The organism is Pseudomonas sp. FG1, from assembly GCF_034313875.1.
In the GTDB taxonomy this organism is placed as follows: Bacteria; Pseudomonadota; Gammaproteobacteria; order Pseudomonadales; family Pseudomonadaceae; genus Aquipseudomonas; species Aquipseudomonas veronii.
The window spans coordinates 2,775,814-2,790,380 of record NZ_JAVIWP010000001.1 but is presented as its reverse complement, the minus strand read 5'-3'; the positions used below and the strand labels follow the sequence as shown (position 1 = coordinate 2,790,380).

Annotated in this window: 9 protein-coding genes; 8 read left to right on the top strand and 1 reads right to left on the bottom strand. The window is 61.5% G+C overall.

The window, feature by feature from the left end:
* The first annotated feature begins 6 nt into the window (after positions 1 to 6).
* Positions 7 to 1,062, top strand: coding sequence for an alkene reductase (locus tag RGV59_RS12805; protein WP_102618809.1), 1,056 nt, complete (start codon positions 7 to 9; stop codon positions 1,060 to 1,062).
* Positions 1,063 to 1,358: 296 nt separating this feature from the next.
* Here RGV59_RS12805 and RGV59_RS12800 read toward each other — a convergent pair whose 3' ends face one another.
* Positions 1,359 to 1,991, bottom strand: a complete 633-nt coding sequence (locus RGV59_RS12800) for a TetR family transcriptional regulator (RefSeq protein WP_046490269.1) — start codon at positions 1,989 to 1,991, stop codon at positions 1,359 to 1,361.
* 286 nt (positions 1,992 to 2,277) lie between these two features.
* Between RGV59_RS12800 and RGV59_RS12795 the strand changes: the two genes are divergently transcribed.
* The 7 genes from RGV59_RS12795 (at position 2,278) to RGV59_RS12765 (ending at position 14,560) form a co-directional block, all read left to right on the top strand.
* The gene (locus tag RGV59_RS12795; RefSeq protein ID WP_017844834.1) at positions 2,278 to 3,426 is read left to right on the top strand and encodes an efflux RND transporter periplasmic adaptor subunit; all 1,149 of its coding nucleotides are present in this window, start codon (positions 2,278 to 2,280) and stop codon (positions 3,424 to 3,426) included.
* A gap of 3 nt (positions 3,427 to 3,429) precedes the next feature.
* On the top strand, positions 3,430 to 6,591 hold the full coding sequence (locus tag RGV59_RS12790) for an efflux RND transporter permease subunit (protein WP_017844833.1): 3,162 nt from the start codon (positions 3,430 to 3,432) through the stop codon (positions 6,589 to 6,591).
* Positions 6,588 to 8,045, top strand: a complete 1,458-nt coding sequence (adeC, locus tag RGV59_RS12785; protein ID WP_102618810.1) for an AdeC/AdeK/OprM family multidrug efflux complex outer membrane factor — start codon at positions 6,588 to 6,590, stop codon at positions 8,043 to 8,045. Before RGV59_RS12790 ends, adeC begins: the two co-directional genes overlap by 4 nt.
* A 166-nt stretch (positions 8,046 to 8,211) precedes the next feature.
* A complete protein-coding gene (locus tag RGV59_RS12780; RefSeq protein ID WP_046384419.1) occupies positions 8,212 to 9,909 on the top strand; it encodes a molecular chaperone HscC in 1,698 nt (565 codons plus the stop codon).
* A gap of 10 nt (positions 9,910 to 9,919) precedes the next feature.
* Positions 9,920 to 11,533: a J domain-containing protein gene (locus RGV59_RS12775; protein ID WP_102618811.1), complete on the top strand. Its 1,614-nt coding sequence runs from the start codon at positions 9,920 to 9,922 to the stop codon at positions 11,531 to 11,533.
* Positions 11,534 to 11,676: 143 nt separating this feature from the next.
* Positions 11,677 to 12,927 carry an OprD family porin gene (locus RGV59_RS12770; protein ID WP_046490264.1) on the top strand — a complete coding sequence of 417 codons (1,251 nt, stop codon included), beginning with the start codon at positions 11,677 to 11,679 and terminating at the stop codon, positions 12,925 to 12,927.
* A 91-nt stretch (positions 12,928 to 13,018) separates the two neighbouring features.
* Complete coding sequence (locus RGV59_RS12765) at positions 13,019 to 14,560, top strand: M91 family zinc metallopeptidase (RefSeq protein ID WP_260473869.1); 1,542 nt, start codon at positions 13,019 to 13,021, stop codon at positions 14,558 to 14,560.
* Positions 14,561 to 14,567 lie beyond the last annotated feature (7 nt).

The window sequence follows — 14,567 nt, the reverse complement described above, 5'->3', positions numbered from 1 at the left end:
TATCCCATGACGACTATTTTCGATCCGATCACACTGGGCGACCTGGAACTGTCGAACCGCATCATCATGGCGCCGCTGACCCGCTGCCGTGCCGACGCCGGTCGCGTGCCCAATGCGCTGATGGCCGAGTACTACGTACAACGTGCCTCCGCCGGGCTGATCCTCAGCGAAGCCACGTCCGTGACGCCGATGGGCGTGGGCTACCCGGACACCCCGGGCATCTGGTCCAACGATCAGGTACGCGGCTGGGCCAATGTGACCAAGGCCGTACATGCCGCGGGCGGCAAGATCTTCCTGCAACTGTGGCACGTCGGCCGGATCTCCCACCCTTCTTACCTGAACGGTGAAACCCCGGTGGCGCCGAGTGCGATCCAGCCTAAAGGCCACGTCAGCCTGGTCCGCCCGCTGGCCGACTACCCAACGCCTCGCGCCCTGGAAACCGCTGAAATCGCCGACATCGTCGACGCCTACCGCACCGCTGCCGAGAACGCCAAGGCCGCCGGTTTCGACGGCGTGGAAATCCACGGCGCCAACGGCTACCTGCTCGACCAGTTCCTGCAAAGCAGCACCAACCATCGCACCGACAACTACGGCGGCTCCCTGGAAAACCGCGCGCGCCTGCTGCTGGAAGTGACCGACGCCGCCATCGAAGTCTGGGGCGCCGGCCGCGTGGGCGTCCACCTGGCACCGCGCGCCGATTCCCACGACATGGGTGACGACAACCTGGCCGAAACCTTCACCTACGTCGCCCGCGAACTGGGCAAACGCGGCATCGCCTTTATCTGCTCGCGTGAAAAAGAAGGCGCTGACAGCCTCGGCCCGCAATTGAAAGAAGCCTTTGGCGGCGTGTACATCGCCAACGAACGCTTTACCAAGGACAGCGCCAACGCCTGGCTGGCCTCGGGCAAGGCGGATGCGGTGGCCTTTGGCGTACCGTTCATTGCCAACCCGGACCTGCCGGCACGCTTGAAAGCCGATGCGCCGCTGAACCAGGCGCACCCGGAAACCTTCTATGCCAAGGGCCCGGTCGGTTACATCGACTACCCGACGCTGGCACTCTGATCGCCTGAAACGAAAAAGCCCCGGCTCGCAAGAACCGGGGCTTTTTTTCGCCGATCGGGAACACACCGCGGATCAAATGTGGGAGAGGGCTTGCCCCCTCCCACATTTGATCTCAGCGGTCCGGAGAAACATTCCTTCACAGCCTTGCAACAAAAACGCTACAAAATACTTAGGCGGCTATCTTTCAACCACTCGCCAGCCCGTATATAAAGTCATCCCACCAATAAGTCAGCAGGACGATTGCCCGCCCTTAGGCTTTACTGTTGAAACAATTGGATGCAATTACATATTTTGACTTAATTGCGCAGGCTAGGGCTCAAGCGCAGCATGTCCAGCCCTGCATCGGCCCAACGCTCAGCTTCCTGGTGCAGCTCAAAACTGTCCGGCACCAGCAGCCATTGGCCCAACAAGCCATTGATATAGGCATGAATGCATACCGCTGCGCGCGTGGTGTCGAGGTTTTCCGGGAGTTGCCCGCGATGCACCGCGTTACGCAAGGTCAGGCTGATACGCAGGTTGCACTCCAGGCTGTGGGTCTGGCGTTGGCGGCGCATGTCGCACATCTCATCGGTGAACTCGCACTTATGAAACAGGATTTCGTTGATGCGCCGGGTTTTCGGATCCAGGGCCACTTGATGAAAAAGATGAATCAGCAGCTTGCGCATACACCCCAGCGGGTCGACTTCATCCTCGCTTTCACTGGCCCTGGCCAGCTCGTCCAGGGGTTCGTGCAGGGTGTCGAGCAATGCCTGCAACAGGTCGGACTTATTGCTGAAGTGCCAATAGATGGCGCCTCGCGTTACCCCGGCCAGCGCGGCGATGTCCGCCAGTGTGGTCCGCGCTACACCCCGCTGATAAAAGGCCTGCTCAGCAGCGTCGAGAATCTGGCTGCGCGTTTCCTGAGCTTCCTCTTTGGTGCGACGGACCATGGCAATAAAACCTCAATCAAAACATGTGGGACTATCGGTAACGCTGCTTTAATAGGCGCTAACGAGCATCTGAATAATTGTGGGACGACACCGTCATGGGCGCCGAACGTACTAAAATCGAGGCTCGGGGCGATGCTGTGTCAACACTGCGCGAAGCCTGTCAAGAGTTTACAAACAACCATGAACGTAAGTATATTGCGTAGCAAGCTACTTATCTACTCACAGCTTGTTTTTTACCCTTCCACCCTTCTTGTGCGCAGTCTGCGCGCCTGACCCGAGGATCTTCATGCAACTTAAGCCAGCTGTTACCGCTCTGGTCACTGCCGTCGCCCTGGCATCGCTGCTCAGCGGATGCAAAAAGGAAGAGGCGGCTCCGCCCGCGCAAACTCCTCTGGTCGGCGTGGTCACCCTTCAACCGCAAGCCTTTACCCTGACGTCCGAGCTGCCAGGCCGCACCACCGCCTACCGCATCGCGGAAGTCCGTCCGCAGGTCAATGGCATCATCCTCAAGCGCCTGTTCAAGGAAGGCGGGGATGTGAAAGAAGGCCAGCAGCTTTATCAGATCGATCCGTCGGTCTATGACGCCACCCTGAAAAGCGCACAGGCCAGCCTGTCCCAGACCAAGTCGATCGCCGACCGCTACAAGCAGTTGGTCGACGAGCAGGCCGTCAGCCGCCAGGAATACGACACCGCCGTCGCCAACCGCATGACTTCCGAAGCAAACGTTCAAACCGCCCAAATCAACGTGCGCTACACCAAGGTGTTCGCGCCGATCTCCGGGCGTATCGGGCGTTCCTCGGTCACCGAAGGCGCGCTGGTCAGCAATGGCCAGACCGATGCCATGGCGGTGATCCAACAACTGGACCCGATCTACGTCGACGTCACGCAGTCTTCGGCTGAAATGCTGAAGCTGCGCCGCGACCTGGAAAGCGGCCAACTGGAGAAAGCCGGCGCCAATGCCGCCAAGGTCAAGCTGACCCTGGAAGACGGCAGCAGCTATGGCCTGGACGGCAAACTGGAGTTCTCCGAAGTGTCGGTTGACCAGACCACCGGTTCGGTCACTCTGCGCGCCGTGTTCCCCAACCCTGACCACACCCTGCTGCCCGGCATGTTCGTACACGCCCAGTTGCAAGCCGGTGTGAACAGCAAGGCGATCCTGGCACCGCAGCAAGGCGTGACCCGAGACCTCAAGGGTATCCCGACGGCGTTGGTGGTCAACGCGGACAACAAAGTTGAGCAGCGCGTGCTGGTCGCCAACCGCACCGCCGGCGCTTACTGGCTGGTGGAAAAAGGCTTGAACGCCGGTGACCGTGTGATCACCGAAGGCTTGCAGTACGTCAAGCCGGGCGTCCAGGTCAAGGTCAAGGACGCCGACAACGCCCAGCCTGCCGGTACCGCCGCTCCTGCTGCCGCTGCTGCTGGCAAAGGGGAGTAACCCATGTCGAAATTTTTTATCGACCGTCCCATTTTCGCCTGGGTGATTGCCCTGGTGATCATGCTGGTCGGGGCTCTGTCGATCCTGAAGTTGCCCATCAACCAGTACCCGGCGATTGCGCCGACCGCCATTGATATCCAGGTGACCTACCCAGGTGCATCCGCACAAACCGTGCAGGACACCGTGGTGCAGGTGATCGAACAACAGCTCAACGGTATCGACAACCTGCGTTATGTGTCATCGGACAGTAACTCCGACGGCAGCATGACCATCACCGTGACGTTCAACCAGGGTACCAACCCGGACATCGCCCAGGTCCAGGTTCAGAACAAGCTGAACCTGGCGACCCCGCTGCTGCCGCAAGAAGTGCAGCAGCAGGGTATCCGCGTGACCAAGTCGGTGAAGAACTTCCTGATGGTGATCGGTCTGGTGTCGGAAGACGGCAGCATGACCAAGGACGACCTGTCCAACTACATCGTGTCCAACATCCAGGACCCGATTTCCCGTACTGCGGGTGTAGGTGACTTCCAGGTATTCGGTTCGCAGTACGCCATGCGTATCTGGCTCGATCCGGCCAAGCTGAACAACTACCAGTTGACCCCGGTAGACGTCAGCACCGCGATCTCGGCCCAGAACGTACAAGTGGCCACCGGCCAATTGGGCGGCCTGCCTGCCTTGCCCGGCACCCAATTGAACGCGACCATCATCGGTAAGACCCGCCTGCAGACCACTGAGCAGTTCGGCAATATCCTGATGAAGGTCAACACCGACGGTTCACAGGTTCGCTTGAAGGACGTCGCGCGTATCGAGCTGGGCGGCCAGACCTACAGCATCAGCGCGCAGTTCAACGGCAACCCGGCGTCCGGTATGGCGATCAAGCTGGCCTCCGGCGCCAACGCCCTGGACACCGCCAAGGCCATCCGTGCCACGGTCGCGTCCCTGGAACCGTTCTTCCCGCCAGGCATGAAGGCGGTGGTGCCGTATGACACCACTCCAGTGGTGACCGAATCGATTTCCGGTGTGGTACACACCCTGGTCGAGGCGATCGTGCTGGTGTTCCTGGTGATGTTCCTGTTCCTGCAGAACTTCCGCGCCACCATCATCACCACCATGACCGTACCGGTGGTATTGCTGGGCACCTTCGGGATCCTGGCCGCGTTCGGCTTCACCATCAACACCCTGACCATGTTCGGCATGATCCTGGCCATCGGCTTGCTGGTGGACGACGCCATCGTCGTGGTGGAAAACGTCGAGCGGGTGATGGCCGAGGAGCACCTGTCGCCGAAAGAGGCGACGGTCAAGTCCATGGGCCAGATCCAGGGCGCCCTGGTGGGTATTGCCCTGGTGCTGTCGGCGGTACTGTTGCCGATGGCATTCTTCGGCGGCTCCACCGGTGTGATCTACAAACAGTTCTCCATCACCATCGTTTCGGCCATGGCGTTGTCGGTACTGGTTGCGCTGATCTTCACCCCGGCCTTGTGCGCCACCATGCTCAAGCCGATCGACCCCGAGACGCACGGCCAACCCAAGCGTGGTTTCTTCGGCTGGTTCAACCGCACCTTCGACCGTAGCGTACTGAGCTACGAGCGCGGCGTGGGGAACATGATCAGGCACAAGATTCCGGCGTTCCTCGTTTACGTGCTGATCTTTGCCGGCATGATCTGGTTGTTCATGCGGATCCCGGCAGCGTTCCTGCCCGACGAAGACCAGGGCGTGATCTTTGCCCAGGTGCAGACGCCGGTCGGCTCAACGGCCGAGCGCACGCAGAAAGTCATCGACGACATGCGTATCTTCCTGCTCAACGACAAGGAAGGCGAACCCGGCGAAGGCAAGGGCGTGAAATCGGTCTTTACCGTGAACGGCTTCAACTTCGCAGGGCGTGGTCAAAGCTCGGGTCTGGCATTCGTGATGCTCAAACCGTGGGATGAGCGTGACGCGTCCACCTCGGTGTTCGAGATCGCCAAGCGCGCCCAAGGGTACTTCATGCGGACGTTCCAGGACGCCATGGTGTTTGCCATCGTGCCACCGTCTGTACTGGAGTTGGGTAACGCGACCGGTTTCGACGTGTTCCTGCAGGACCAGGGCGGCGTCGGCCATGACAAGTTGATGGCTGCGCGCAACCAGTTCCTGGGCATGGCCGCCCAGAGCAAGATCCTCGCCGGTGTGCGCCCCAACGGCGTGAACGATGAGCCGCAGTACGAGCTCACCGTCGACGACGAGAAGGCCAGTGCCCAGGGCATTACGCTGTCGAGCATCAACCAGACCCTGGCGATTGCCTTGGGTGGCAGCTACGTCAACGACTTCATCGACCGTGGTCGAGTGAAGAAGGTGTACGTGCAGGGTGAGGCCGCCAGCCGGATGTCCCCTGAAGACCTGAACAAATGGTTCGTGCGCAGCAGCTCCGGGAAGATGGTGCCGTTGTCGGCCATCGCTTCGGGCAAGTGGATCTTCGGTTCGCCGAAACTCTCGCGCTACAACGGTGTGGCGGCGATGGAAATCCTCGGTACCCCGGCACCGGGCTACAGTACCGGTGAAGCCATGGCCGAAGTCGAACGCATCGCCAAGCAACTGCCGGCGGGTGTCGGCTACGCCTGGACGGGCCTGTCGTATGAAGAACGCCTGTCCGGCTCCCAGGCACCTGCGCTGTACGCCCTGTCGCTGCTGGTGGTGTTCCTCTGCCTCGCGGCGCTGTACGAAAGCTGGTCGATCCCGATCGCGGTGGTACTCGTCGTGCCGCTGGGTGTGGTGGGTGCGTTGATCGCCACCAGCCTGCGTGGCTTGTCCAACGACGTGTTCTTCCAGGTGGGCTTGCTGGTGACGGTGGGCCTGGCGGCGAAGAACGCCATCCTGATCGTGGAATTCGCCAAAGAGCTTCACGAACAAGGCAAAGGCATTGTCGAGTCGGCGATCGAAGCGTCGCGCATGCGTCTGCGACCGATCATCATGACCTCCATGGCGTTCATCCTCGGCGTATTGCCGCTGGCGATCTCCTCGGGCGCCGGCTCAGGCAGCCAGCATGCGATCGGTACCGGCGTTATCGGCGGTATGATCACCGCCACGGTCCTGGCGATATTCTGGGTGCCCCTGTTCTTCGCAACGGTGTCCGCCATGGGCGAACGCAAAAAGACTGAACCCAAGCAAACTCCTAAAGAGGCTGGCCAATGAGCAAGTCGCTACTTTCCTTAGCCGTCACGGCATTCGTGCTCAGTGGCTGCTCGCTGATACCTGACTATCAGCGCCCCGAGGCGCCGGTGGCCGCGCAGTTCCCGCAGGGCCCGGCGTATTCGTCGGCCCAGGCTCCGAACCAGGCCGCCGCCGAACAGGGCTGGAAGCAGTTTTTCCATGACCCTGCCCTGCAACAGCTGATCCAGACCGCACTGGTGAACAACCGCGACCTGCGCGTCGCGGCCTTGAACATCGATGCCTACGCAGCGCAGTACAACATCCAGCGCGCCGACCTGTTCCCAGCCGTATCGGCCACTGGCAGCGGCAGCCGCCAGCGGACACCGGCACGCATGTCGCAAACCGGTAAAGCAGGCATCAGCAGTTCGTACTCGGCCACCCTGGGCATCAGCTCCTATGAGCTGGACCTGTTCGGCCGTGTCCGCAGCCTGAGCGAGGAAGCGCTGCAGAAATACTTCGCAACCGAAGAAGCGCGGCGCAGCACCCAGATCAGCCTGGTGGCCAGTGTGGCCAACGCCTACCTGACCTGGCAGGCCGACAAGGAATTGCTCAAGCTGACCCAGGAAACCCTGGGCGCATACGAGCAAAGCTACAAGCTGACCTCGCGCAGCAACGAAGTCGGCGTGGCCTCGGCCCTCGACCTGAGCCAAGCGCGCACCTCGGTGGAAAACGCCCGGGTGGCCCTGGCACGCTATACCCGCCAGGTGGCCCAGGACGAAAACAGCCTGACCCTGCTACTCGGCACCGGCCTGCCGGCGAATCTCGTCAGCAAGCCGCTGTCGGATAACCTGCTCAGCGAAGTGCCAGCCGGGTTGCCATCGGACCTGTTGCAGCGTCGCCCCGACATCCTGCAGGCCGAGTACAACCTCAAGGCGGCCAACGCCAACATCGGCGCCGCCCGTGCGGCGTTCTTCCCGAGCATCAGCCTGACAGCCAACGCCGGGACCCTGAGCCCGGACCTGGGCGGTCTGTTCAAAGGCGGCTCGGGCACCTGGTCGTTCGCCCCGCAGATCAACATCCCGATCTTCAACGCCGGCAGCCTGCGCGCCAGCCTGGACTACTCGAAGATCCAGAAAGAGATCAACGTGGCGAACTACGAGAAGGCCATCCAGACCGGCTTCCAGGAAGTTTCCGACGGCCTCGCCGCGCGTGAGACCTACAAGGAGCAGTTGGAGGCCCAGCGTGGTTTCGTCGCCGCCAACCAGGATTACTACCGCCTGGCCGAGCGTCGCTACCGCATTGGTGTCGACAGCAACCTGACGTTCCTCGACGCCCAGCGCCAGCTGTTCAGTGCCCAGCAATCGCTGATCACCGACCGCCTCGCGCAGTTGACCAGCGAGGTCAACCTGTACAAGGCCCTCGGCGGTGGCTGGAACGAACAGGCGGCGAATAACCAGCCGCTGAAAGAAGAAGCGCCAAAGATGAAGTTGTTCTGATCACACCGCTGTAGACAAAACCGCTTCCCTCACTGGAAGCGGTTTTTTTATGCCTGGTCATCGGTGTTTGCTATGACCACAACGCTCTCCCGCCTTGCCTATCGCTCAACCTTTCAGGGTAAAATCAGTAACAGATTCTTACAGACCACAGAGGGAGCTTGTCGTAATGATCGTAGGAATCGACCTGGGGACCACCAACAGTCTTGCGGCAGTCTGGCGCGGCGATGCCGCCGAAATGGTGCCCAACGCCCTGGGCCAGTTGCTGACCCCAAGCGTGGTCGGGCTGGATGACCAAGGCCGCGTCCTGGTAGGCCAGGCCGCCAAAGAGCGCCTGCATACCCACCCGCACCTGACCACCTCGCTGTTCAAGCGCTACATGGGCAGCGCCACCGAAGTGCGCCTGGGCGACCGCTCGTTTCGCCCCGAAGAACTCTCGGCGCTGGTGCTCAAAAGCCTCAAGGAGGACATCGAGCGTACCTACGGCCAAACGGTCACCGACGCGGTGATCAGCGTGCCCGCCTACTTCAGCGACGGCCAACGCAAGGCCACGCGCATCGCCGGTGAATTGGCGGGGCTGACCGTTGAAAAACTGATCAACGAACCGACCGCCGCGGCCCTCGCCTACGGCCTGCATCAGCGTGATAAAGAAACCTCGTTCCTGGTTTTCGACCTCGGCGGCGGCACCTTTGACGTGTCGATCATCGAGCTGTTCGACGGGGTGATGGAAGTCCGCGCCAGCGCCGGCGACAACTTCCTCGGTGGCGAAGACTTCGACACCCTGTTGCTCGAACACTTTGTCGACAGCCAACGTAACGCCACGGGTTTCCCGCCCACCAGCACTGTGCTGCAAGCCCTGCGCCGCGAAGCCGAGCGCGTGCGCAAAGCCCTGGGCCAGGATGACAGTGCTGAATTCGCCCTGCGTGTCGACGGCCAGCAATGGGTGAAAACCATCACCCAACAGGAACTGGCCAAGCTCTACACGCCGCTGCTGGAGCGCCTGCGCGCGCCGATCGAACGCGCCCTGCGCGATGCGCGGATTCGGGTTGGCGACCTGGATGAAATCCTGCTGGTGGGCGGTACCACGCGCATGCCACTGGTACGTAAGCTTGCCGCAGGCCTGTTCGGGCGTTTCCCGTCCATCAGCCTCGATCCCGACCAGGTGGTGGCCCACGGCGCAGCGATCCAGGCCGCACTCAAGGCGCGCTCTGCCGCCCTCGAAGAAGTGGTGCTGACTGACGTTTGCCCCTACACCCTGGGCATCGAAACCTCGAACCAGTACGGCGGCCATATCGAAAGCGGCCATTACCTGCCGTTGATCGAACGCAACAGCAGCGTGCCGGTGAGCCGGGTCAAAAGCGTGGTCACCCTGCACGATGACCAGACCCGCGTGCTGCTGAAGATCTACCAGGGTGAAAGCCGCCTGGTCAAAGACAACATCGAGCTGGGCCAACTGGATATTCCCGTGCCCAAGCGCAAGGCCGGTGAAGTCTCCCTGGACGTGCGCTTCACCTACGACAACAACGGTTTGCTGGAAGCCCAGGTGAATATCCCGCTGACCGGCGAGCAACATTCGCTGGTGATCGAGAACAACCCCGGCGTGCTCAACCCGCAGGAGATCCAGCAACGCCTGCAAGCCCTGGCGCAATTGAAGGTCCACCCACGCGACCAGCAGGTCAACACCGTGCTCGTCGCCCGCCTCGAACGGCTCTACCAGGAAAACCTCGGCGAGCTGCGCGAACAGCTAGGGCATTGGGCGGCACAGTTCCAGCAGGTACTCGACACCCAGGACGAACGCCGCATCCGCGAAGCTCGCAGCGAACTGACCCGTCAACTTGAGCAACTCGACAACGGGTTCTGGCGCTGAGGGAACACCGATGGATTGCTGGACCGTACTGCAACTGCCAGATGACGCCGACGAGCGCAGCATCAAGCGCAGCTATGCGCGCTTGCTGAAAAGCTGCCGCCCGGACGACGACGCCCAAGGCTTCCAGCGCCTGCGCGAGGCCTATGAACACGCCCTGAGTGAAGCACGCTGGCGGGCTGATAACGAAGAGGAAGAACGCGTCCAGGCGCCCGTGGCCGAAGCGGTCTACGCAAACCTGAATGACCTGGCCGAACTGATGAACATCAGCCCCGTCAGCCCTGCGCCCTTCGAAGCCCACACACCGGACCCGGCCCAGGCACTGCTCGACGACCTCAACGCGCGTAACCTCGATGAACGCTGGGTCCAGGCTCGGCAACAGGGCTGCACCGATGCGTTCCAGGCCGGCCTGTTGCGCCATTGTTTCGAAGCACCGGGTGAACGCAGCGCCATCGCCGGTTGGGCTGCCCAACACCTGGAATGGCTGACGCCCTGGCAGCAAGTGGCGATGACGTCCTGGCAATACGAAGCGCTGACCGGCGAACTGCTGCAAGACTACCGCCGCACCTTGCTGGAACTGCTGGAGCAAAAGGCCGAGCGCGAGTTCATCACCCAGCTCAATCAATACACCAACCAACCCTGGCTGCGGGTGTTCGACCTGCAACAGCAGTGGCAGCGCATCGTCCTGCACCTGCTGCATGAAACCCAATGGAGCGTGCCGCTGTTCGAGCGGGTGTGCCAGGCATTCGGCTGGGACGACCAGAAAGGCGTGTACCCGGAACCGGCGTGGATATGGCGCGAATTGGTGTCGCGTTGCGAGCAGGAAAGTTTCTACGCCAACTTGCAAGACAAGGCCCAGGACACGCGGCGCACATCAGCCGATGCCCTGGCCGCGCGCCTGCTGCTGACGCCGATGTCCGCCACGCAACACAAACGCATGATCGATGGGTTTGGCGAAAACGAGTGGAACGCCTGCCAGCACCTGGCGCAAACACTGACCTGGCGCTATCCGCAACTGGTCGAGCGCCTGCCTCAAACAGATCTGTTCTTTTGGCGCAAATTCGTACCTCGGCCGATCTACACACAGGTGTTTATCCGGCTATGGGCCGTCTTCGCCCTGGGGCTTGGCCTGAGCATCGCCCACGATAAGCCAGACAGAATGGACGGGATGTCGCTGGTCATTTTCATGCTGATGGCGCTCGTGCCGGCGGCCGTTGGCTTTCGCGTCACCCAAATGTGGGCCGGGATGAGTTCAACCTATCGGGTTCTGGATGTGTGGCTGAGCCAGTACCTGATCCCCAAGCGAATCAACCCCAATGACTACTGGCTGGTCATTCGCCACGGCGTACCGCAGGCGATCATGCTGGTGGCCTGCGGCTTGATGCTCGGCGTGCTGGGCATGTTCACCTACGCGGGTATGGTCCTGATCAACCTGTTGCACAAGACGCGTATCGGTCAGATGAGCCAGAAATTCAGCGAAGGCTACCCGTGGCTGAACGGTTTGCACTGGGCCTTCTGGAGCCCCCTGCAAGTGGTATTCCTGGTGGTGATGGTGGCGCTGATCGTAGCTGCGCAACACTACCTGCCAGCGGTGCCTTGGACCCACTTCGACCTGCCCAAACGATAACCCGTAAATGCCGGGCCTCAGCGCCCGGCAACTTGCGTTCGATCATCGCCCAAAACCCGCCCTCCCCCGATTGAACCAGCCCCCGCACTGCCCCGCACCATGGCCGCCACCTGCATAACCCCAATAACAACAGGCCCAATGCCATGAGCACTTTTCACCCTCGCCAGCTATTGCTGGCCACCGCAGTCGCCAGCCTTGCGTTTCCCGTCGTCGCCGAAGAACACGGCTTTATGGAGGACGCCAGCGCCAACCTCAACCTGCGCAATTTCTTCATCAACCGTAACTTCACCAACCCGACCAAAGCCCAGGGCGGCGCGCAGGAGTGGACGCAAAGTTTCATCCTCGACGCCAAGTCCGGCTTCACTCAGGGCACCGTGGGTTTTGGCGTGGATGTACTGGGGCTGTACTCGCTCAAGCTTGATGGCGGGCGCGGCACTGGCGGTTCACAGTTATTGCCGCTGGACCATGACGGCCGCCCCGCCGACGATTTCGGGCGCCTGGGTGTGGCGTTCAAGGCGCGTATTTCCAAGACCGAACTGAAGGTCGGCGAATGGATGCCGACGCTGCCGATCCTGCGCGCCGACGACGGCCGTTCCCTGCCGCAAACCCTGCGCGGCGGGCAGATCACCTCGAAGGAAATCGACGGCCTGACCCTCTACGGCGGCCAGTTCCGCGCCAATAGCCCGCGGGACGACAGCAGCATGTCGGACATGTCGATGTTCGGCAAAGCCGCCTTCACCTCCGACCGCTTCAACTTCCAGGGCGGCGAATACACGTTCAACGACAAACGCACCCAGGTCGGCCTGTGGAATGCCCAGCTCAAAGACATCTACCGCCAGCAGTTCGTCAACCTGGTCCATAGCCAACCCGTGGGCGACTGGACCCTGGGCGCCAACCTCGGGTTCTTCTACGGCAAGGACGACGGCAGCGCCCGCGCAGGCGAGCTGGACAACAAAACCTGGTCCGGCCTGTTTTCGGCCAAGTACGGCGGCAACACCTTCTACGTCGGCCTGCAAAAACTCACCGGCAACAGCGCGTGGATGCGCGTCAACGGCACCAGCGGCGGCACCCTGGCCAACGACAGTTACAACTCCAGCTACGACAACGCCCAGGAGAAATCCTGGCAAGTGCGGCACGACTATAACTTTGCCGCCCTCGGCGTACCGGGCCTGACCTTGATGAACCGCTATATCAGCGGCAGCAACGTGCATACCGGCACCATCACCGACGGCAAGGAGTGGGGCCGCGAAAGCGAATTGGGCTACACGCTGCAGAGCGGCGCCCTGAAAAACCTCACGCTGCGCTGGCGCAATTCCAGCATCCGCCGCGACTTCAGCAACAATGAGTTCGATGAAAACCGCTTGATCGTCAGCTACCCGCTCAGTCTGCTGTAAAGCCGTATTACACCTTGGCGGGAACGATTTGCTGCGGGTGGTCACTGTTAAGCGCCAGGGCTGATACCTGGCGCTTAAACAAGGACCACACATGGATGTTTTCAACGGTAGTACCCGCCCTCTCCCACGCCTCCTCGATGGCGTACCGCCCTTACCTGCAGTGCGTCCAGTAGCAACGTTCGACACTGGTCACTACGGGCTGGCCAAACCTGCCCATTTGCAGTTCCTCCCAGGCACGTCGATCCAGACTTATCTGCACCCGTTCCTGAATGACGGCAATCTAAAAGCCAGCGGGCAGTCGATATGGGAGCACGGCTATTCCTTCAGCCTGAACAACAGCCTGCTCCTGGAAACCGGCAACGACGCGGACCAGGTCCACATCAGCCAGGCTTCTGACGATCAGTTGAACATTCGCCTCAATGGCCGGTTGTATCGTTTTGCCAGCCACGATAACGATGGCAAACCGCTGACCCTGTACCTGAAGACCCACGGCGGCAATGACCACGTACACATTGACGCCAACGTCATGCAGCCCATCGTGATTGAAGCGGGGGACGGCAATGACCGAATCCAGGCCGGCGGTGGTGACACCCGTGTAGTCGGCGGCAACGGTAACGACGTCGTGCGCCTTGGCAGCGGCCTTGGCTACGCCGAGGGCAATGACGGTGACGACCTGCTCATGGGCGGCAGCGGCGACAGCGTGCTCTATGGCAACAACGGCAATGACCGCCTCTATGCGGGCGCGGGATCGCGCCGAAAAGCCAGCTATCTGGATGGCGGCAACGGCAATGACCGGCTGTACGCCGGCTCCGGCCACACGGTGTTGCATGGCGGCACCGGGCACGATCGCTTGATCGGCCACGACCGAAGCACCTTCTACACCGGCGACGGTTACGACACCGTTATTGCCAATCGACCGGGCGACCGGATCTACGCCCAGCCCGGCGATTCGATCAACCCTCTCAATGGCTCGCTATTGACGGCCGTGCCTGCCCACGCCGGCCCAATCAAGGGGTTTGCGATCAAGGGATCTGCCGCGCTCATCCAACGGGTCGAAGACGATTTGGCGCTGTTACGCCACTCTCCCCAAGGCCAGCAGATGCTCGCAGAGATGGACGCGGCTGCCGATCGCAACGGCGCCCCGGTAACGATTGTGGAAGATCGGCAGGAGAACGGCAGCGGGTACATCTACGGCAGCCAGGAACTCCAGGCCCTGCTGCAGGACGAACGTGCGCCGGTAGTCGGCGACGATCCCAAGTGGGGGTTCATGGTCGACGGAGTACCCGGGTCTCGGGCTGACCGCGCGCGCATTGAATACAACCGGTCCCAACTGAACCCCTCGGCGGGCACGACTCACCCGCCCATCATCGGGCTCTACCACGAAATGGCTCACGCCTATAACGCCGCCAACGGCACCGCCTTCACGGGTTCCACGCAGGAAGTATTCGAGGGGCAGGCGCACGAAGTGCCTAACAGTGAACGCCAGGCCGTCGGCCTTGAGAGCAGCGCAGCCGCCTTTGATTTTGACAACGACCCTGCCACGCCAGCCATCACCACCAACCCCAAGCCCTTCACTGAAAACGCTTTGAACGAGGAAATGGGTAGGCCACTGCGAGCGCAATACGTAGGTTAAACCAGAT